Below are 19,211 nucleotides of genomic sequence, written 5' to 3' on the forward strand. Positions count from 1 at the left end.
ACCGTCTCCTGTACCGATCGTCAGTTGCCGCTGCCGAGGTCGAGCTGGGCGACCGCGACACTACGGATGGGAGCCTGCATCACCCACTTGTAAAGCGTGGCGGTGCCCGGCAGGAAGGGATGGCTGGCGTAGTCATAGCTGACCGTCACCGTCATGCACTGGGCAGTGGCCAGGCCGGCGCAGGGGGCCTGCGCGGAGACCACGATGGCGTTGCTGCCGCCATTGCTGCAGTCGACACCCTGTCCAGAGAATTTCAACAGCCACTGCATCGAACTGCGGGCTGCGAGGCAGGCTGCAGTACGCCGTTCATTGGCGCTGCCATAGCGCAATGAAGCGCGAGCGCCCTCGGCCGAGGCCGTCGCCAACGTCTGTTGCGCGGCCATGATCATCACGCCGGAGAATGTGAACAGCAGCAGTGGCAGTAGGCCCAGCATCAGCATCAGGGCAAATTCGATGCTGGCCACGCCGCGTTGAAGCCGTGGATTGTGGATGCTCATGCCACACCTCCATAGACGCTTGCCAGAACCCAGCCGATGCCGGCGATGGCCAGGTAGGCTGCATAGGGAATGCCCTGTCGTCCCTGGCGGGCGGCCTGCATGTCGCGCAGGGCGGGGTGCGATTGCCATTGGCTGCTGGCGCGGTTGACCTGCATCTGAAGGCCCGTGGGTAGCATCACGCCCAAACGGCGGCCAATAATGATCACTGCCGCGTGCAGGCCGGCCGCGAGACTGGCCACCACCCAGATCGGCAGCAGGGCCTTCCAGCCCAGCATCAGGCCCAGTACCGCGAAGAACTTGACGTCGCCGGCGCCCATCCAGCGGATGGCATAGAACGGCAGCAGGGCCACCAGGCCGAGCGCCGCGCCCGCTGCGTGGTCAAGCCACGGCTGGCGCGGCGCGCTGAACTGCCCCGCGATGATCAATGCGATGGCAATGGCGGATGCAGACAACAGCCAGGCATTGGGCACCCGGCGGGCATACAGGTCGCTGATCGCGATCCGCAGGCACACGCCGATGGCCAATAGTCCCAGCAACGTCATCGCACACTCCGTCGTCCGTCATTGGACAGTCTGCAGTTGCCACCGGGCACATCCCAGCACCGCTGCAGGGACGTGCGATGCACGCAGGCTCAGCCGCCGGTCGCAGGTGCCGACCCGGAGGCCTTGGTGGCAAGGTCGGAGAGGTTCTTGAACAGCGTCTCGAAGAACCCCTTGATCTCCTTGTTGCCGACCGCGATCAGGATGCCGGCGATGACGGCGGCCAGCAGCCCGTACTCGAGCGCGGTGACGCCATCTTCTTCCTTCAGGAACTTGCGGATGGATGCGTTCATGGCCTTGTCTCCCTCTACTTGTTGTCTGCAGATGCAGGACACCTGTTGGGCGGTGGCCCGGCTCCGCCGGGATCGTCCGTGGGCCCCGCACATCCTGGCGGGGTGGCATGGCGGGAATGCCCCGCCGTGCTCATTCTGGGTAATCGGCCCCGGGGAAAATGCCGGCCGCAACGTCGCGACCACGCGGCGCTGCGCCGGTGGTCGAACTGTTCCGCGATACGGTCGTGGCCATGCGCTCCCCCAGGTGTGGTCGTTTTGAAGCGACCGGATCACCGTGTCATCGACTTTGCCTGAATGGCGGTTGGCTGCAACTGGAACCTATATGCAAATTCGGCAGAAACGCGCCGACCCTTAGACTTTCAGGCTGTTTCTGTGACGTATATCCGTTCGCTGGCAAAACGATTCATCGACGTGCAGATAATGTGATTTCGCAAATGACGCATGCGAAAATCGTGCCACTGGCGACCACGTTTTCTTCATCTGTGTGTCTATTTTCTTCAATGCAGGGTTCGGGTTTACCTTCGATGATTATCGGGCATACTCGGTTTCGAGTTGCTGCTTTCAACCGGGTTGGTCGCGCGGCACCGGCCGCAGCCATCCCGGCAATGGCGAAGGTTCCTGGAGGAATGGTGTGGCCCTGTCAGGCAGTGGGGGCCGCAGCGTGTTGCGGATCAACGGGGGGACGACACTGTCATGGTCGATGGTGGGGTAGAAGACAGCGACGACAGCGGCCTGCGATCGATTGATCTGGCGACGCTGAGCGGCGTGCTTCGTGTATGCGATGTCGAACTGCTGCTGCTCGATGGCAACGGGCCGCGGGCGGCCTTTGTTTCGCGCGTGCATGAGGAAGCCCTGTTCTGCAGCATCAGTTGCGGCTTCCATTGCCGTGGCCGCTTCATGCTGCCACCTGACTGGGCGATGCTGGGGTATCTGCACGCGACCGATGAAACACTGAGTTGGTGCCACGGGGTGCCGCTTACACCGGGGATGGCGCTGACGGTGATGCCCGAAGGCATCAGCGAGTTCACGCTGAGCCCAGGTACGCACATGACCCTGATGCTGGTGCCGGTCGCACGGGTGCAACGCAAGTTGACCGAACTGAGCCTGCGCAGCACGCCGCCCGCGGGCCAGGCGCTTTCACTGTTCAATCTGGCGAACGATTCGGCACCACTTGCCCATCATTATCAGCAGCTGCATCTTCAGCTCGGCCAGGGTGCTGGCCTGCAGCCGGAAGAAACCGAACGATTGCTGCACGAGCACGTGCAGGCCCTGCTCGGTGCAGGCGCCGCCGATCGCCCTGGTTGCAGCCGCGCGCGGCGCACGCATTATCTGATCGCGCAGCGGGCGGAGAACTTCATGCGGCTCAACCTGCGCCGCAATATCTACATGAACGAGATATGCGACGCGGCGGGTGTCAGCGAACGCGGCCTGCGCTATGCCTTCGAGGATCTGTTCGGAACCTCGCCCAACCGCTATCTGTCCATGCTGCGCCTCTGCGCTGCCTGTCGCAGCCTGTCGATGGCCGATTCCAGCCGCCGTTCGGTGAAGGCGATCGCCCTCAGCTGCGGCCTCTGGGACCTCTCTCGTTTTGCCGACAACTACCGCAAGGTCTTCGGCGAACTGCCGCGCGATACGCTGATGCGCGCTCCCGCGCAGATCGGTCAGCCGGCCTGAATCAAGCGCCGCAAGGGTTTCGGGGTGGTTTCTGCCGGAATTGCGCATGCGCTTGCCGATATCGTTGCCGCTTCTGCATAACCCGCTGCCGATTCCGGCCGTGGATTTGCCGGAATGCGCGATTGCCGTGCCGGAATGAAGTGCGCAGCTGCCGCCGCGAGCGCTGAAATGTCAATCACCTGCCAAACGGCAAGTCCACTGACATTCCAGTTGTTCGCCTACGGGGGAAGTGCTCATGAATCGCATCTACCGGCGTGTATGGAACCGCCAGCTCAATGCTCTGGTCGTGGCCTCCGAACTGGCCACCGGCGACAGCGGTGGCAGTGCCGCGCGGGATCCGCGCGCCTTCCTGCTGATGCCCACCACGCTCGCCCTGGCCCTGCTGTGTGCACTGGCCAGTGGCCACGCAGGGGCCTCCGAATCCAATCAGTCGCTGCGTGATCTGCAGGCACTTGCAGCCAAGTACACCCAGCCCATGCCGGTCAAGGTCGATGCCGAGGTGGCCCTTGCGGCTGCCGCAAGCCAGGCCCAGAGCAGCCCGGCAATCAGCGCGGATGCGCGCGTCGGCCTGCAGTTGAGCACCGCGGCGCTGCCGGTGGTGCGTGACGTGCTGCCGGCCACCGTGCAGGTGAAGCTGGCCGCGAACACGGCGCCGAAGCAGGTCGCCGTCCCGGGGCTTGCTGCGGATGTCCACGCGAAAGCCAACATCGGCCTCGGCGGTGCGCAGGTGGCATCCATCGATACCGGTGCAAAAGCGGCCGCCGGCATCAGCGGCGCGCCGGCGGGTGCACTGCGGGGCCTGAAGGCTTCTGTAGATGGCGCGCTGGATTCGAAGCTGAAAGTGGCGGGCCATCAGATCGACACCCAGGGCCAGGCGAAGGCGACGGCGGCGATCACGCTGCCCGCCAAGGAGGAACTGCCTGGAGAAACCCACGATCGGACGATCACTGCCGCATTCGATGCCGGTGCAGCCGGCAAGGTGCGCGTGCAGGCGCCGGATGGCCAGGAAGTGGTTGCCGATCGCAATCTGAAACTGGCGGGCCAGGCAACGGTTGCGGCGCAGAACAGCGCACTGGGTGTCGGGGGGCTGGTGGGTGGCGTGGTCGGCGCCGCGGGCAACGCCGTTGGCGGCGCGCTGAACGGCACTGTCGGTACGGTCGGCAGCGCGGTCGGTGGAGCTCTCAATGGCACGGTCGGTAGCGTCGGCGGTGCAGTTGGCGGAGCCCTCAATGGCACCGTCGGCAGTGTGGGCGGTGCGGTGGGTGGCACGCTCAACAACACGGTGAGCGCCGTGGGTGGCGCACTGAACGGCGCCGTCGGCACCGTCGGTGGCGCGGTCGGTGGAGCCCTCAATGGCACGGTCGGTAGCGTCGGCGGTGCTGTAGGCGGCACGCTCAACAACACGGTAGGCGCCGTGGGCGGCGCACTGAATGGCACTGCGGGCACGGTCGGCAGCGCGGTGGGCGGAGCCCTCAACGGCACGGTCGGCAGCCTGGGCGGTGCGGTAGGCGGCACGCTCAACAACACGGTGGGCGCCGTGGGTGGCGCACTGAACGGCGCCGTCGGCACGGTCGGTAGCGTCGGTGGTGCAGTTGGCGGAGCGCTCAATGGCACCGTCGGCAGTGTGGGCGGTGCGGTGGGTGGCACGCTCAATAACACCGTAGGCGCCGTCGGCGGCGCACTGAACGGCGCCGTCGGCACCGTCGGTGGTGCAGTTGGCGGAGCGCTCAATGGCACCGTCGGCAGCGTGGGTGGCGCCGTGGGCGGCACGCTCAACAACACGGTGGGCGCCGTGGGTGGCGCACTGAATGGCGCTGTGGGCACGGTCGGCAGCGCGGTGGGCGGAGCCCTCAACGGCACCGTCGGCAGTGTGGGTGGTGCCGTAGGCGGCACGCTCAACAACACTGTAGGCGCCGTGGGTGGCGCACTGAATGGCGCCGTAGGCACCGTCGGCGGTGCGGTGGGTGGAGCCCTCAACGGCACTGTCGGCAGCGTAGGCGGCACGCTCAACAACACTGTGGGCGCCGTAGGTGGCGCATTGAATGGTGCGGCAGGCACTGTCGGCGCGGTCGGAGGCGCTGTTGGCGGAGCTCTCAATGGCACCGTCGGCAGTGTGGGCGGCGCAGTGGGCGGCACGCTCAACAACACGGTCGGTTCCGTCGGCGGCCTGCTTAATGGCGCCACTGGCTCCGGCACGGGCCTGGGTGGCCTGCTGGGCAATACGCTCGGCAACGTCGGCAGCGCCGTGGGCAACCTGCTCAACGGCAACCTCAATGGCACTCTTGGCAATCTGGGCAGCGCGGTCGGTGGCCTGGTCGGTGGCACGCTGAGCGGCCTGGGCCTGACCAAGCCCTCCGCGATTCCCCCCACCAGCCCGAAGGCCCCGGCCGCGGCGGATCCGAATGCGGGCCTGATCATCGGCACCGGTGGCCTGGTCGGCAATGTCGGCCAGCTGATCGGGCCGACCACCACCAGCCTGTTCGGCGGCAACGGCTACCTGAGCAACGGCAACCTCAAGCTCAGCAATGCCAACGTGATGCAGACCTACTCGACGGTCAACGTGCTGGGCCTGCCGGTAGTGAACCTGTCGCCGGTCGGCAGCACCCTCAACGGGCTGGGTGGTGCCGTTACCGGTGGCAGCTCGCACCTGACCCTGATCGGTGGCGTGACCTCCGACAGCTACATCTACAACATCAACAACGGCAATCCGGGCGGCCTGCTGGGCCTGCTGCTGCCGAAGGATTCGCCTGCCTGGGCCGCCAAGTGCCTGGACGTCGCCCTGGCCGACATCTCGTGCTGGGCGGTCAACGCCGCGCAGGACTACCAGGTGCTGATGGGCGACGGTGCGTTCGCCAACGGTTCGAAGGAAGTGGTGATCGGTGCCAACGCACGTCACGAGCTGCCGAAGGTTGATGCCAACGTTGCCTTCCCGGGTGATGGGGTCAACGACCCGAGCAACCCGACCGGTGTGCCGACCGCCGACTACGCTGCACGCATGGGCCATTCGGTGATCGTGGGTGACAGTGCCGTGGGTACCGCCAACGGCCAGACCCTGCTGGGTGCTGAGGCCACCTCCAACCAGGCCAACTCGGTGGCACTGGGCTACCGTTCGGCCGCACTTCGCGGCGCGCAGGCCAGCTACACCGCGTATGGCCTCACTGCGCCGCAGGTCTCGGCCGGTGAAGTGTCAGTGGGCACCGCCGGTGGCGGCGAGCGCCAGATCACCAACGTGGCTGCCGGCAGTGTCAACACCGATGCGGTCAACGTGGCCCAGTTGAAGGGTGCGATCAGCCTGATCAACGGCGTGGCCGATGCCGCGGTGACCTACGACCTGGATGCCGGTGGCAATCCGAACTACCGCCGGGTCACCCTCGGCGCCGGTACCGGCACCACCACCATCGGCAATCTGGCCGGCGGCGCGATCACCGCAGGCAGCCTGGAGGCGGTCAACGGTGGCCAGCTGGCTGGTACCAATGCAGCCATCGCCAGCTTCTTCGGTGGCCGCGCGGCGTTCGACCCGGCCAGTGGTGTCTTCACCGCACCGCTGTTCGAGATCAGCAGCATCTCCACCGGTGGTGCCATCGCCAAGGGCCTGTATGAGAACGCCACCGATGCCTTCGCCGCTGTCGATGGCTCGCTGGTCAACCTCAACACGCAGATCACCGACATCCGTAACGGTGGCACCAAGTACCTGCGGGTGAACTCGACCGGTATCGAGGCCCTGGCCAGTGGCACCGACTCGATTGCAGTCGGCACCAATGCCCGCGCCACCGCCGCCAACAGCATCGCGGTCGGTGCCGGCAGCCTGGCCGATCGTGCCAACAGTGTCTCCATCGGCGCGGCCGGTGCCGAGCGCCAGGTCACCAACATGGCAGCCGGTACAGCGGCGACCGATGCGGTCAACGTGGGCCAGTTGCAGGCTTCCGAGCAGGGCGCCCTGCGCTACGACCTCAACGGCGACGGCAGCGTCAACTACGCCAGCGCCACGCTGGGCCAGACCGGCACCGCGACCACGCTGCGCAACCTCGGCCCGGGCCAGGTCAGTGCCACCAGCAGTGAAGCCATCAACGGTGCACAGCTGTTCGCCGCCAACCAGGCCGTGGCCACCCACCTCGGTGGTGGTGCAGCGGTCAACGCCAGCGGCGTGCTGACCGCACCGACCTACTCGATCAACAACGTGGCCGCCAACGGCACGATCACCAAGGGCAACTACAACGACGTCGGCACCGCCTTCGACGCGGTCAGCAATTCGCTGGCCAACGTCGCCGACCAGACCGGCGAGATCGACAAGCTGGCGGTGAAGTACGACGTCGATGGCAGTGGCAACGTGATCAACAGTGTCTCGCTGAAGGGCACCGGCACCGGTGCGGTGAAGGTGACCAACGTGGCCGCGGGCAGCATCCTGGCCGGCAGCAGTGATGCCATCACCGGCGACCAGCTGTTCAGCACGAACAGCACCATCGCCAACTACTTCGGTGGCACCACCGCCTACAACGGCACCACCAACGTGTGGACCGCACCGAAGTTCAGCATCTCCAGCATCGCCACCGATGGCACCTTCACCAGCGGTGATTACAACAACGTCACCGCCGCATTCACCGCCGTGGATGGCTCGCTGAAGGTCCTCAACCAGCGCATCACCAATGGTGGCGGTGGCAGTGCCTACCTGGCGGTGAACTCGACGGCAGCGGCTGCAACGGCGGCCGGCGCGGAGGCGGTGGCGGTCGGCCCGCAGGCGAGTGCCGCAGGTGCCAACAGCGTGGCGGTCGGCAATGGCGCCAGTGCCAGCGCGGGCAACAGCGTGGCGCTGGGTGCCGGTTCGGTGGCCAGCGTCGGTGCGCAGAGCGGCTACACCGGCGCCTATGGGCAGACCGGTGCCAGCAACTCGGCAGGTGAGGTGTCGCTGGGCAGCACCGGCAGCGAGCGCAAGATCACCCATGTTGCTGATGGCTCCGACGACCACGATGCGACCAATGTCGGGCAGCTGAAGAACGGCGTGAACTACGCCATCGACCAGTCCAAGTCCTACACCGACCAGAAGATCCAGAACATCACCAATGTGGCCGGCAGCTTCCGCGCCAACAACACCAACAACCTGGCCGACCCGTCCGCCAGCGGTGCCAATTCGGCCGCCGGTGGTGCAGGCTCCACCGCTGCCGGTGCCAATTCGACAGCGCTGGGCAATGGGTCGCAGGCACAGGCCGACAATTCGGTGGCCCTGGGTGCGGGTTCGGTTGCGAACCGGGCCAATACGGTGTCGGTCGGTGCCAGCGGTGCCGAACGCCAGGTAGTCAATGTGGCCGATGGTTCGCAGGCCACCGATGCGGTCAACGTGCGCCAGCTGCAGGCTTCGCAGCAGGGCACGATCCGCTACGACACCACGGTGAACGGCGCGACCAACTACAACAGCGTCACCCTGGGCAGCACCACCAGCGGCCCGACCACGGTGCGCAACGTCGCCGCCGGCACCGCCGGCACCGACGCGGTCAACGTGGACCAGTTGAAGTCGGGCATGGCACAGACCCTGGATTGGTCGAAGGCCTACACCGACGAGCGCATGGGTGGCTTCGAGCGCGACCTGCGCAAGACCGACAACCGCGCCTCGGCCGGTATCGCTTCGGCGATGGCCACCGCAGCCCTGCCGCAGCCCAGCGAAGCGGGCCGCAGCATGGCCTCGGTCGCAGCCGGCAGCTACAACGGTGAGTCGGGCGTGGCGATCGGTATCTCCGGAGTCTCCGAAGGTGGTCGCTGGATCTACAAGTTCAGCGGCTCCACCAACAGCCGTGGCGAGGCCGGCGTGGCCGTCGGTGCCGGCATCCAGTGGTGATCCCCGCCGCCGGGTCGCAGGTGCGGCCCGGCATCGCGGAAACGTCTACAGGGGGAACGACATGAAACAGCATCGCATCGCCCGCACCGGCCAGCTGGCCGCTACGCTGGGCCTGATCCTGGGAATGGGGCTGCTGGCCGCGTGCCGCAGCCATGCGCCGGCCGCCGACGGTCCGGCCGAAGCCACCGCCGTCCACTTCCCGGACGCCTCCAAGGCCTCGCTGAAGGAGGGCATCTATCCCGATGTCGCCGACCTGCGCCGCTTCGCGCCGGGCATGAGCAAGCGCCAGCTCTACACCTTGTTGGGCACGCCGCATTTCAACGAAGGCATGTGGGGCGTGCGCGAGTGGAACTACCTGTTCAACTTCCGGACGGCGCAGGGTGCCGAATACTTCACCTGCCAGTTCCAGGTGCGATTCGACAGCAAGGGCATCGCCCAGGGCGGCTACTGGAAGCCGGAATCGTGCGCGGCCGTGCTCGAGCCGCCGCGGCCGCCAGCACCGCCGCCGCCGGCACCGTTACCGGAACAGCCGCTACGACTGTCTGCCGATGCGCTGTTCGGGTTTGACAGCGCCGTGCTCAGCGCAGAAGGCCAGCAGGCGGTGCAGGGGGTGTTGGCGCAGGTGCGCGAGGCCGCGCAGGTGCAGTCGATCCGGGTGACCGGGTACACCGATCGCATCGGCAGCGCCAGTTACAACCAGACGCTGTCGCAGCGCCGCGCCGAGGCCGTACGGAATGCCCTGGTGCAGGGCGGGGTGCCCGCCAACGCCATCAGTGCGGAGGGGCGTGGCGCGTCCGAGCCGATCGTGCAGTGCGAGCAACGCAACCGTCGCGAGCTGATCGCGTGCCTGGCCCCGAACCGGCGCGTGCAGATCGCCGGGATGGCCCAGCCGCGCTGACAGTCCCGCGCCGGGGAGTGTCCCGGTATACCGAGTCCCCCCTGACCGCCGGCAGGACGTGGTTACGTCTCCCCCGTCGACCACGCCTGCCGGCGGCTCAGGTTTTCTCCATGGTGCACGCGATGAATGCCCAATTCCTGCCTCTTTCCATGAAGACGGAAGCCACACTGAGTGTGTATGGCCAGCTCGGCAACCATGCCGTGGTGCGCATTCCCGGGCGGCGCCTGCCAGGGCTGATCCTGCAGGCCGATACCGTGGCCGGGTTCCTGGCGCAGTTGCAGGAGGCCCAGGCATGCCTGCGCAGCGGGCGCGCACAGCGCACCGACGCCGAGCTGGACATGCTTATCGACGTGTTGCAGCAGTGGTATGCGCTGATCGAATCGCGCCTGGCCGACGCCGGCGAGGCGCTGTAGAAGAAAAAGGGGACGGAGGGGATTAAGTCGTTTCCGGCACGGCTGGGGCATTGACGACTTAATCCCCTCCGTCCCCTTTTCTGTGTCATGCGCGTGCGCGGATCAACCAGCAGGCAGCGTCCACGCGGACCCGGTCGCCCTCGATGAATGGCGTGAATGCTGCCAGCGCCTTGTCGCGGAGTGCAGCGGCGCGTTCTCCGGGCAGGTCTCGCAGGGCAAGACCCAGTGCACCGAGCTGCCCCACATAGGTCGGCAGTTCATTGCGGGCGAGCGAGCAGGGCAGATCCACCGCAGTCACTTCGACGTCCTTCCAGCCGGCGGCCTGCAGCAGGTGGCCGATGCGCTCGCCGTCGGCGAAGGCGAACTGCCCGGGTGCGCCAGGTCTCCGCGGTGGCAGATCCAGCTCATCACCGATGGCCCGCTCGGCGGTCGTCATGAACGGGTTTTCCTCTGCGCTGCGCCAGGCGATGAAGCGCAGGCCCGAATTCGGCCTGGCTGCACGATGCAGGTTGGCGAACGCGGCCCCGGTATCCTCGAAGAACATCACCCCCAATCGCGACTGGATCCAGTCGAAGTGCGCCGAGGGCAGAGGGTGCTGTTGCGCGTCTGCGACGATGAAGTCAGCGTCCAGCCCCGCCGTTTCCGCGCGCTTGCGCGCCATTGCCAGCATCGGTGCGGAGATGTCCACGCCGGTGCAGTGGGCGGCCGGGCGTGCCGCGCCGGCGGCAAGCAGGCTCGCGCCCGTGCCGCATCCGATGTCGAGCAGTTGCGTGACGGTTTCTGGCAACTCGGCGACCAGCAGGTCGGCCATCGGCTGGAACAGGCCATCGAGGATGGCCTGCTGGGCGACCCAGATCTGGCCGCCGGGGCCATTCCAGAGAGTGTTCTGATCAACGGGGGATGTGCTGGCCATGGCCTTGCCTTGCCGGGAAGTGGCCCATAGGTTGCTGCTTGAAGGCGACTTGAGGTCAAGCCCATGGGTGAACTGGATATCGGCGAGGTGGTGAAGCGCAGCGGGGTGCCGGCCTCGACCCTGCGCTATTACGAACAGCTGGGGCTGCTGCAGGCGCTGGGGCGCCGTGGCCTGCGCCGCCAGTACGACGAGCAGGTGCTGGAACGGCTGGCGCTGATAGGGCTTGGACAGGCCGCTGGGCTGTCGCTGCAGCAGATCGGGCTGTCATTGCCACGGCAGGGCTGTATCACCCTGGATCGCGAGGCGTTGCTGGCGCAGGCCGAGGTGCTGCAGCGGCAGATCACCCAGCTGCAGCGGGTGCGGCGGCATCTGCAGCGGGCGGCGGCTTGCCCGCAGGCAGAGGATGCCCGGAAGTGCGGTTCGTTCCGGAAGCTGTTGCGCGCGCAGCAGCGTATGGGTGGGTGAGAGGAGGGCATCCACGCATGGCGTGGATCTACTGCACCACGGCTTCGGCAGATCCACGCCATGCGTGGATGAATCAATCGCGGGTACTGACTTCCCAGGTGGCATGCAGCACGCCCGGCACGTGCTCCATCCGCGCCAGCACCACGTCCAGCTCATCGGCACTCACGGCGGTACTGACCAGCACCGCGATCACATCGGTGGGTGCATCGGCATGCTCGACCACCTGCACATCACCGACCGGATACTGCGCTGCTTCCAGCGCGTCGACCAACCGCTCGCGCACGCGCGGCACGGCTTCGGCGTCCACGCTCAGGCGCACCTCATAGGTGGCCTCGGTGGCAGCCTCGTTGATCGGAATGCGGTTGATCGCATTCACCAGCGGCCGCAGCAGGGTGTTGCCGGCGATGATCAAGACCGTCAGCAGCACGCCCTCGGCCAGCATGTCCGCACCGGTACAGCTGCCGACCGCCGCCGAGCACCACAGGGTGGCGGCGGTGTTCAGGCCGCGCACGTTCATGCCTTCCTTCATGATCACGCCGGCGCCGAGGAAGCCGACGCCGGAGACCACGTAGGAGATCACCCGCACGGCTTCGGCGCTGCCGGCGATGCGCATGCCCAGGTCGACGAAGGCGGCCGCGCCCACGGCCACCAGTACGTTGGTGCGCAGGCCGGCGGTGCGCTGCCGGTATTGGCGCTCGGCACCGATCAACGTGCCCAGGACGAAGGCGGCCAGCAGGCTGACCACGGTGTCGGCGAAGGGACCGGCCTGGAAGGTTTCAATGAAGCGCATGGCCGGAGTCTACCCGGTCGAGGTGACAGTAGATCCACGCCATGCCTGGATTTCGAAAGTGCCAGAAACGACTTGATCCCCTCCGTCCCCTTCTTTGCGGGGTCAGTCGGTGTCCTCCACCCGCTCGCCCATCAGCTCGCGCTGGCGCTTGTCCAGTTCTTCGGCGTAGCGCTTGCGCACGAAGGCTTCGGAGACGACGCCCAGCACCTGGCCATCGGCGCCGACCACCGCCAGTTCGTCGGCCTGGGTCTGGTCGAAACGCTGCATCACGCTGACCACGTCGGAGGAAGGTACCAGCGAGACGTCGCGGTTCTCGGCCAGCTCGCCGACTGCGGTCTCCGGCTTCACGCCGTCGCCGTAGACGCGTGGGATCTGCACGATGCCGGCGTAGTGGCCTTCGCCATCGATCAGCACCACCCGGCTGCCCGAGCCCAGCGGGAAGCGCTGGCGGAACGCGTCGGCATCGAGATCGGCCGGAGCGGTGGCCACGCCTTTGCGCATCAGCCGCCCGGCATTGAGGTTCTGCACCCAGCCCACGTCGCGGGCGCTCTTGATGGTCTCGCCGCGCAGGTGCATGCGCCAGGTCGAGAACGAGTAGCCGAACCATTGCCGCACCAGTGTGCTGGACACCAGCACGGCGCTCATCACCACGCTGGTCAGCAGGAAGTCGTGAGTACCTTCCAGCACCAGCATGGCCATGGTCATCGGCGCGCCAACGACGGCGGCGGCCAGTGCGGCCATGCCGGCCAGCGCGGCCGAGGTGGCGTCGATCACCGGAACGCCGGTGGCCATGCCCAGCAGCCCGGCGAACAACGCTCCGACCAGGGTGCCCATGAACAGCGAGGCGAAGAACAGGCCACCGCGGAAGCCGAAGCCGAGCGAAATGCCCGAGGCCAGGCACTTCAGGGTCAGCAGGCCGCCGATCCAGATCAGCGGCAGGTGGGTGGTCAGGTCCAGATGCAGGGCGCCGTGGCCGGACGACAGTACCTGCGGGCTGGCCAGTGCCAGCGGAATCAGCAGCAGGCCACCCACCACTGGCCGGCCCCACAGCGGCAACGGGCTGCGCTTGACCGTGCCCTCGATCGAGGCGATCAGCCGCATGATGGTGATGCCGACCATCGCGGAGCAGCAGCCGAGCAGGCCGTAGATGGCATAGTCGGCGGCGCGCACGTCGATGGTCGAGGCCGCTGGCAGCAGATAGGCCTCGATGCCGGCCTGGTCGGCCACGAACGCGCCGGCCAGCGCCGCGACGGCCACCGGTGCCAGCGCAGCGGGGGTGTAGGCGCCGATGACGATTTCGAAGGCGTAGAACGCACCGGCCAGCGGCGCACCAAACGCAGCGGCGATGGCACCGGCGGCACCGGCACCGACCAGGATGCGCACGTCGTTGCGACGCAGGCGCATCACCCGGCCCAGCTGCGAGCCGCTGCCCGCGCCCATCTGCGTATACGAAGCCTCAAGGCCGACCGAGGCGCCGCAGCCGTTGGACAGCAGGGTCTGGGTCAGCACGATCAGGTTGTCGCGCATCGACATGCGGCCGCCGTGCAGTGCATTGGCTTCCACCGCATCGAGCAGTGGCCGTTTCAGCCGCGTCGCCGCCAGGCTGACCAGGCCGACCAGCAGCCCGCCCAGTGGCAGCACCAGCAGCGCGGTCCAGGTCAGCGAGGGCAGGGAGCTCAGGCGCATGCCGTCGTCCAGCCCGTACAACGTGCCCTGCAGCCAGCGCGCGATGCCCGACTGCAGCAGGGTCAGGTAGCCGGCGATCAAGCCGACCAGCAACGCCAGCGCGATGAACCACAGGTCGCTGCCACGCAGGCGCAGGCGCAAGCCCTGGAAGGCCAGATGCAGGCGCGATGGCGAAACGGGCGAAGACATGGTGGCGGCATGATACGCCGCCACCGTGAGCGCCACCGTCACCGCATCGGGCGGCTACCGGCTCAGAAGTGGTAGCGGCCCTGCACGTAGAAGGTGCGCGGCGCGGCCACCATGCGGCCGGCGTTGCCATCGACGTTGCGGGTGTACCAGCGCTTGTCGGCCAGGTTGTTCACGCCCAGCGCGATCTCGCTGTCACCCAGCCCCGGCACCTGCCAGGCCACCTGGGCATTCCACAGGCGTACGCCCGGCACGCGGCCCACGCGCGCATCAGCGGTTTCTTCCCAGGTGTTGGCGGCATCGGAGAACTGGCCGCTCTGGTGGGTGCTGGAGACATTGAAGGTCCAGCCGGCCAGCGCGTAGCGGGCGCCCACGCTGTCGGTGTCGCGCGAGTAGAACGGCACGTCCAGGCCACGGTTGTCGCCCGACTGCTGGATCGCCTTGGTCCAGGTGTAGTTGGCGTACACCTCCAACCCGGCCAGCGCGCTGTCCTCGGCGAAGTGGTACTCCAGCGCGCTCTCCACGCCCTTGTGGTCGGTGGCGCCGATGTTCTGGAAGGTCGGCGGGGTGATCCCCGGCACCTGCAGGATCTGGTTGTCGAAGCGCATCTTGAACACGGTCACTTCCGCGCGCAGTGCACCGTCCTGCCAGCGCGCGCCCAGCTCGGTGGTCCTGGCCACTTCCGGATTGAGCGGATTGCTGGCGGTCTGCGAGTTCAGCTGGATGTTCTGCACCGGCCCGAACGAGGTGGTGTAGTTGCCGAACACGGTCAGCTGCGGGGTCAGCAGGTAGGCGATGTTGAGCGAGGGCAGGGCCTTGTCGTTGCGGCTGCTGAAGATCGCCGTGCCACCGGCCTGGCGGCGGTCCATGTCGATCCATTCCATGCGCACGCCCGGAGTGATCCGCCACTGGCCGATCGCAATGCGATCATCGATGTAGAAGGCGTGCGCGTCGGTGGCGTTGTCGAAGCGGGTGGTGGCACTGGCCGCGCCGGTGCGGCGGGTTACGGTGTAGCTGCGGTCGTTGCCGCGCTCGCGCAGGAAGCGGTAGCCGGCGGTGATGTCATGCACCGTGCTGCCCAAGTGCAGGCGCTGGGTGTAGCGCGGCTCGATGCCAAGCACGCGGTAGTCTCGCGGCTGCACGGTCAGCTGGGTGTTGGCCGCGTTTATCAGCGAGCTGGCGCGGGTGCTTTCGTTGTAATAGGCCAGCACCTCGAACTCGCTGTTGGCCGACAACGTGTTGGTGTAGCCCAGGTCGATGCCGGTGCGATGGCCCTTCCAGAAGTCGGTCGGCCGGGTGTTCTGGAACGGGTCGGTCTCGTACTGCGCGCGGGTCAGGCCGCCCGGGGTCAGTGAGCGAACGTCGTAGTAGGACAGCTTGGCTCGCAGCGCCTGCTGTCCGTCGATGGCATAGGCGAACTTCAGCGCGAGATCGTTGAAGCGGTCATCGCTGCCCTGGCGCCAGCCGCGGCCATCCTGGCCGGAGTAGAGCAGGGCGGCGCCCAGCCCGTTGTCGCCGGTGCCGCCGAGGAAGGCGTTGTACTGGGTGCTGTCACCGCCGCCGTGGTCGTAGGCGGTGTAACGCACCCCGGCTTCGCCGTGCAGGCCGGTCCCGGTGGGAATGGCGCGGGTGCTGAAGTTGATGATGCCGCCCACGTTCTGCGGCCCGTAGCGCACCGCGCCGCCGCCACGCACCACGTCGATCGACTCGATGTTGGACAGGCTGGTCGGTGCGAACGACAGCTGCGGTTGGCCATACGGCGCTACCGCAAGCGGCACGCCGTCCAGCAGTACGGTCGAGCGCGGCGAGTAGCGGCCGGTGAGGCCACGCACGCCGATGTTCAGCGACACCGAGCTGCCGGCGGTGCCGGCGTTGTCGGTGACCTGCACGCCGGGGATGCGTCGCATCGCATCACCGATGCTCGCCGCGCCGCTGGCCTCGATGCGCTGGCGGTCGACTACGGTGCGTGCGCCGGCGAAGCTCTTGACGCTGTCATGCAGGCCGGTGCCCAGCCAGTTGCCGGAGACCTGGATGCTGTCCAGCGTGGTGGCGCTGTTCTGGGCGGAGGCGGTAGCGGCCGGCAGCAGGCACAGGGCAAGGGCGGCGGCCAGCGGCAGGCGGGCCGGTTGCATGGCGTGGGTGGGCATCGGTGCGGGCTGTGGAAGGTGGTAAATGAGAATTATTGCTGATTCCATTCGCCAATGGAATGCGCCGCCGGTTCACGCTGTTCCCCCGGTGGTAGAGTGGGCGATTGCTTCCTGACTCGCTGAGATCCGCCATGTCCCAAGCCGCCTTCTACCCCGTCGGAATCCCTGGCCAGCCGTGGGGAGCGGCGGAACGGGAGGCGTGGCGTGGCCGCCAGCAGCGCCTGCGCCGCTACGACGAGGAGGTGCTGCCGCGCATCGAGGCGCTGGCCTCCCGCTTCGAGAAGGTGGCCTATGGCCAGCTCGACTACGCTGGCGAGACCTACACCCTGTTCGCCCTGCGCAGCCGCGACTGGAACCCGGCGTTGCCGGCCGCGCTGGTTACAGGTGGCGTGCATGGGTATGAAACCAGCGGCGTGATGGGCGCGCTGGAGTTCCTTGAGAAGCATGGCACCGACTATGCAGGCAAGGCCAACCTGCTGGTGGCGCCGTGCGTGAACCCGTGGGGCTTCGAGCGCATCAACCGCTGGAACTTCGATGCGATCGATCCGAACCGCAATTTCCGCGCCGATGGCCCGGCCCGCGAATCGACCGCTGTCATCGAGCTGATCGCGCCTTACAAAGGCCAGTTCGTGCTGCATATCGACCTGCACGAAACCACCGACAGCGACGAGAGCGAGTTCCGCCCGGCGCTGGCCGCACGTGACGGCAAGCCGTTCGAGCCGGGCCTGATTCCCGATGGCTTCTATCTGGTGGATGACAGCGAGAACCCGCAGGCGGCGTTCCAGCAGGCGGTGATCGCCGCGGTGGAAAAGGTGACCCATATCGCCCCGGCCGACGACAAGGGCGAGATCATCGGTTCGCCGGTGGTGGCCCACGGCGTGATCGAATACCCGCTGGTGAAGCTGGGCCTGTGCGCTGGCATCACCGGTGCGAAGTACACCACCACCACCGAGGTCTACCCGGACAGCCCGCGCGCCACCCCGCAGCAGTGCAACGACGCCCAGGTGGCAGCGGTGTGCTCGGCGCTGGATTACGCGCTCGCCCATCGTTGATCGGTAGTGCCGGCCGCTGGCCGGCAACCGCGGGACACCGGGATTGCCGGCCAGCGGCCGGCACTACCTCATCCAAGCGCGTCGGCCCACCACAGGGCGGCTGGCCCCGGCGGCGTATCGCGACGCCACAACAGATCGCTGTGGATGCGCCGTGGCCAGCCGGGCAGGGTCAGTTCCACCAGCTGCCCGCGGTCGTAGCGCCGTACCAGCGCGCGTGGCAGCTCGGCCCAGCCGATGCCGTCCTCGGCCATCTCCATCACCATCAGGTAGTCGGTGGCGGTCCATGCCAGGCCCGTGGCCGCGCGGGTGTGGTCGACCTCCGCGCTCAACCGCACCTGCCGGTGCCGTGCCAGCTGGGAAGCCGCGCGCCGGCCGGCGTCGGCCAGCGGATGGCCGCGCGCCACATACACCGACAGTTCGCTGTGGTGCGCCAACGGTCGCGCCACCAGTCCGTCCGGATAGCTTTCCTGGCGTGGCAGCAGGCCCAGCGCGGCGCGACCACTGCCGACCAGTTCCAGCACGTCATCGCCTTCGGCATCCAGCCATTCCAGTTCGATCTCGGGGAACGCTTCGGCAAAGCGCTGCAACACGCGCTGCTCCGGATCGAGCTGGTAGACGTCGGAGAACACCACGGTCAGCCGCGCTTCGACCGGGGCGGCCAGGCGAACGCTCAACTGCTGCAGGCGCGCATCGGCGGCAAGGATCTCCTGTGCGTGGCCCAGTACCTGGCGCCCGGCCTCGGTCAGCTGCGGGTAGCGCCCGCTGCGATCAAACAGGCTCACGCCCAGGTCGGCCTCCAGGTGGGCGATGGCGGTGCTGACCGTCGATTGGGTCTTGCGCAGGCGGCGCGCGGCTGCCGAGAACGAGCCCAGTGCGGCCGCTTCGACGAACGCCTGCAGGGATTCAGGGGAGTAGGGCATTGATCCATCGCTCCTGTCGATGGAATCCATTTTGAATCGACCGTAAAAGGCGATGATACTGGCCGCCGTCGCCCCTGTCTGCGGGGTGTTCCGGATCATCCACGCATGGCGTGGGTCCAATGAGGGCGGGGCGCTGTCCCCGTCCCGCAAGGAGTTTCACATGTCCCGTACTGTTCCCGCCCGTGGCGCGCTGGTCGCCTGGGCCTGCCTGACCGTGGCGATCGTTGCCGAAGTGGTCGGCACCTCGTTCATGGCCCATGCCGCCCGCGACGGTGGCTGGACCGGCTACCTGATCATGGCCGGCGCGCTGGCGCTGTCCTACTACTTCCTGGCGCTGTCGGTGCGCCGCATCGCGGTCGGTGTCGCCTACGCGGTGTGGGAAGGCCTGGGCCTGACTCTGCTGACCGTGGTCGGCCTCACCGTGTTCGGCGAGAGCCTGTCGCTTCAGCAGCTGGCCGGTCTGGTGCTGGCGGTGGTCGGCATCGTCTGTGTCACCCTCGGGGAGGCGCACTGATGAATACCCTGGCCCTGTTTTTCGTGATCTGTTCGGCCTTGATCGACGTCGCCGCCAACATGATGGTGGCCAGGTCGGAAGGCTTCCGCCGCTGGCGCTGGGGTGTCGGCGCGATCGTCATGGTCTGGATCGCCTTCGCCCTGCTGGGCCAGGCAGTGCGCTACATGGACCTGGCCACTGCGTATGCGATGTGGGGTGCGATCGGCGTGATCGGTACCGCCACCTGCGGCCGCCTGCTGTTCGGCAACCGCCTGCGCCCGATCGGTTGGGTCGGTATCGGTCTGGTCACCGTAGCGGTGCTGCTGCTGAGTACCGCGAAGTAACGCGTTGCTGTGCCAACCAAGGTTGGCACCTACCAGTGCTGAGTCGCTGGTTGGCACCTGCCAGTGCGTGAGTC

General features: G+C 67.3%; 16 protein-coding genes. 8 read left to right on the plus strand and 8 right to left on the minus strand.

Annotated elements, in window-relative coordinates; translation table 11 throughout:
• Positions 1 to 20: 20 nt before the first annotated feature.
• From ACZK0Z_RS09950 to ACZK0Z_RS09960, 3 genes are all read right to left on the minus strand, one after another.
• Entirely contained in the window at positions 21 to 497 is a 477-nt protein-coding gene (locus ACZK0Z_RS09950) for a TadE/TadG family type IV pilus assembly protein (RefSeq protein ID WP_049426690.1), read from the minus strand.
• Positions 494 to 1,039 (minus strand): A24 family peptidase, encoded by a 546-nt coding sequence (locus tag ACZK0Z_RS09955; protein ID WP_049426691.1) that lies wholly within the window; start codon positions 1,037 to 1,039, stop codon positions 494 to 496. The genes ACZK0Z_RS09950 and ACZK0Z_RS09955 overlap by 4 nt, the downstream gene beginning before the upstream one ends.
• 89 nt (positions 1,040 to 1,128) lie before the next feature.
• On the minus strand, positions 1,129 to 1,329 hold the full coding sequence (locus tag ACZK0Z_RS09960) for a Flp family type IVb pilin (RefSeq protein ID WP_049426692.1): 201 nt from the start codon (positions 1,327 to 1,329) through the stop codon (positions 1,129 to 1,131).
• Between the two features lie 693 nt (positions 1,330 to 2,022).
• On the opposite strand from ACZK0Z_RS09960, the gene ACZK0Z_RS09965 reads away from it, so the two are divergent.
• The 4 genes from ACZK0Z_RS09965 (at position 2,023) to ACZK0Z_RS09980 (ending at position 10,141) form a co-directional block, all read left to right on the plus strand.
• Positions 2,023 to 3,003 carry an AraC family transcriptional regulator gene (locus ACZK0Z_RS09965; RefSeq protein WP_049426693.1) on the plus strand — a complete coding sequence of 327 codons (981 nt, stop codon included), beginning with the start codon at positions 2,023 to 2,025 and terminating at the stop codon, positions 3,001 to 3,003.
• A 235-nt stretch (positions 3,004 to 3,238) separates the two neighbouring features.
• Positions 3,239 to 8,830, plus strand: coding sequence for an ESPR-type extended signal peptide-containing protein (locus tag ACZK0Z_RS09970; RefSeq protein WP_197632233.1), 5,592 nt, complete (start codon positions 3,239 to 3,241; stop codon positions 8,828 to 8,830).
• Between the two features lie 61 nt (positions 8,831 to 8,891).
• On the plus strand, positions 8,892 to 9,728 hold the full coding sequence (locus ACZK0Z_RS09975; RefSeq protein WP_197632234.1) for an OmpA family protein: 837 nt from the start codon (positions 8,892 to 8,894) through the stop codon (positions 9,726 to 9,728).
• A 122-nt stretch (positions 9,729 to 9,850) separates the two neighbouring features.
• Positions 9,851 to 10,141: a DUF6959 family protein gene (locus ACZK0Z_RS09980; protein ID WP_014037513.1), complete on the plus strand. Its 291-nt coding sequence runs from the start codon at positions 9,851 to 9,853 to the stop codon at positions 10,139 to 10,141.
• 85 nt (positions 10,142 to 10,226) lie between these two features.
• Here the strand turns inward: ACZK0Z_RS09980 and ACZK0Z_RS09985 are convergent, their stop codons facing one another.
• Positions 10,227 to 11,054 carry a class I SAM-dependent methyltransferase gene (locus ACZK0Z_RS09985; protein ID WP_197632235.1) on the minus strand — a complete coding sequence of 276 codons (828 nt, stop codon included), beginning with the start codon at positions 11,052 to 11,054 and terminating at the stop codon, positions 10,227 to 10,229.
• Between the two features lie 63 nt (positions 11,055 to 11,117).
• On the opposite strand from ACZK0Z_RS09985, the gene ACZK0Z_RS09990 reads away from it, so the two are divergent.
• On the plus strand, positions 11,118 to 11,519 hold the full coding sequence (locus ACZK0Z_RS09990) for a MerR family transcriptional regulator (protein WP_197632236.1): 402 nt from the start codon (positions 11,118 to 11,120) through the stop codon (positions 11,517 to 11,519).
• Positions 11,520 to 11,592: 73 nt separating this feature from the next.
• On the opposite strand, the gene ACZK0Z_RS09995 is transcribed toward ACZK0Z_RS09990, so the two are convergent.
• From ACZK0Z_RS09995 to ACZK0Z_RS10005, 3 genes are all read right to left on the minus strand, one after another.
• Entirely contained in the window at positions 11,593 to 12,309 is a 717-nt protein-coding gene (locus tag ACZK0Z_RS09995) for an MgtC/SapB family protein (protein WP_005409984.1), read from the minus strand.
• Between the two features lie 102 nt (positions 12,310 to 12,411).
• On the minus strand, positions 12,412 to 14,184 hold the full coding sequence (locus tag ACZK0Z_RS10000; RefSeq protein ID WP_414489312.1) for a chloride channel protein: 1,773 nt from the start codon (positions 14,182 to 14,184) through the stop codon (positions 12,412 to 12,414).
• Positions 14,185 to 14,246: 62 nt separating this feature from the next.
• Complete coding sequence (locus ACZK0Z_RS10005; RefSeq protein ID WP_197632238.1) at positions 14,247 to 16,328, minus strand: TonB-dependent receptor family protein; 2,082 nt, start codon at positions 16,326 to 16,328, stop codon at positions 14,247 to 14,249.
• A 131-nt stretch (positions 16,329 to 16,459) separates the two neighbouring features.
• Here ACZK0Z_RS10005 and ACZK0Z_RS10010 point away from each other — a divergent pair, with 131 nt between their 5' ends.
• Positions 16,460 to 17,380, plus strand: coding sequence for a M14 family metallopeptidase (locus ACZK0Z_RS10010; RefSeq protein WP_049427612.1), 921 nt, complete (start codon positions 16,460 to 16,462; stop codon positions 17,378 to 17,380).
• A 68-nt stretch (positions 17,381 to 17,448) separates the two neighbouring features.
• Here the strand turns inward: ACZK0Z_RS10010 and ACZK0Z_RS10015 are convergent, their stop codons facing one another.
• Positions 17,449 to 18,300, minus strand: coding sequence for a LysR family transcriptional regulator (locus ACZK0Z_RS10015; RefSeq protein ID WP_295549745.1), 852 nt, complete (start codon positions 18,298 to 18,300; stop codon positions 17,449 to 17,451).
• A 160-nt stretch (positions 18,301 to 18,460) separates the two neighbouring features.
• Between ACZK0Z_RS10015 and ACZK0Z_RS10020 the strand changes: the two genes are divergently transcribed.
• Together ACZK0Z_RS10020 and ACZK0Z_RS10025 are read left to right on the plus strand one after the other, a co-directional pair.
• The gene (locus ACZK0Z_RS10020) at positions 18,461 to 18,814 is read left to right on the plus strand and encodes an SMR family transporter (protein ID WP_019659945.1); all 354 of its coding nucleotides are present in this window, start codon (positions 18,461 to 18,463) and stop codon (positions 18,812 to 18,814) included.
• Positions 18,814 to 19,137 (plus strand): DMT family transporter, encoded by a 324-nt coding sequence (locus tag ACZK0Z_RS10025; RefSeq protein ID WP_197632240.1) that lies wholly within the window; start codon positions 18,814 to 18,816, stop codon positions 19,135 to 19,137. Before ACZK0Z_RS10020 ends, ACZK0Z_RS10025 begins: the two co-directional genes overlap by 1 nt.
• The last annotated feature ends 74 nt before the right edge of the window (positions 19,138 to 19,211 follow it).

The organism is Stenotrophomonas sp. 116085_Sma, assembly GCF_056479585.1.

Excerpts from the sequence above, each read along its gene's own strand:
- ACZK0Z_RS09950 (WP_049426690.1), bottom strand. The coding sequence starts at position 497 with ATGAGCATCCACAATCCACGGCTTCAACGCGGCGTGGCCAGCATCGAA.
- ACZK0Z_RS09955 (WP_049426691.1), bottom strand. The coding sequence starts at position 1,039 with ATGACGTTGCTGGGACTATTGGCCATCGGCGTGTGCCTGCGGATCGCG.
- ACZK0Z_RS09960 (WP_049426692.1), bottom strand. The coding sequence starts at position 1,329 with ATGAACGCATCCATCCGCAAGTTCCTGAAGGAAGAAGATGGCGTCACC.
- ACZK0Z_RS09965 (WP_049426693.1), top strand. The coding sequence starts at position 2,023 with ATGGTCGATGGTGGGGTAGAAGACAGCGACGACAGCGGCCTGCGATCG.
- ACZK0Z_RS09970 (WP_197632233.1), top strand. The coding sequence starts at position 3,239 with ATGAATCGCATCTACCGGCGTGTATGGAACCGCCAGCTCAATGCTCTG.
- ACZK0Z_RS09975 (WP_197632234.1), top strand. The coding sequence starts at position 8,892 with ATGAAACAGCATCGCATCGCCCGCACCGGCCAGCTGGCCGCTACGCTG.
- ACZK0Z_RS09980 (WP_014037513.1), top strand. The coding sequence starts at position 9,851 with ATGAATGCCCAATTCCTGCCTCTTTCCATGAAGACGGAAGCCACACTG.
- ACZK0Z_RS09985 (WP_197632235.1), bottom strand. The coding sequence starts at position 11,054 with ATGGCCAGCACATCCCCCGTTGATCAGAACACTCTCTGGAATGGCCCC.
- ACZK0Z_RS09990 (WP_197632236.1), top strand. The coding sequence starts at position 11,118 with ATGGGTGAACTGGATATCGGCGAGGTGGTGAAGCGCAGCGGGGTGCCG.
- ACZK0Z_RS09995 (WP_005409984.1), bottom strand. The coding sequence starts at position 12,309 with ATGCGCTTCATTGAAACCTTCCAGGCCGGTCCCTTCGCCGACACCGTG.
- ACZK0Z_RS10000 (WP_414489312.1), bottom strand. The coding sequence starts at position 14,184 with ATGTCTTCGCCCGTTTCGCCATCGCGCCTGCATCTGGCCTTCCAGGGC.
- ACZK0Z_RS10005 (WP_197632238.1), bottom strand. The coding sequence starts at position 16,328 with ATGCCCACCCACGCCATGCAACCGGCCCGCCTGCCGCTGGCCGCCGCC.
- ACZK0Z_RS10010 (WP_049427612.1), top strand. The coding sequence starts at position 16,460 with ATGTCCCAAGCCGCCTTCTACCCCGTCGGAATCCCTGGCCAGCCGTGG.
- ACZK0Z_RS10015 (WP_295549745.1), bottom strand. The coding sequence starts at position 18,300 with ATGCCCTACTCCCCTGAATCCCTGCAGGCGTTCGTCGAAGCGGCCGCA.
- ACZK0Z_RS10020 (WP_019659945.1), top strand. The coding sequence starts at position 18,461 with ATGTCCCGTACTGTTCCCGCCCGTGGCGCGCTGGTCGCCTGGGCCTGC.
- ACZK0Z_RS10025 (WP_197632240.1), top strand. The coding sequence starts at position 18,814 with ATGAATACCCTGGCCCTGTTTTTCGTGATCTGTTCGGCCTTGATCGAC.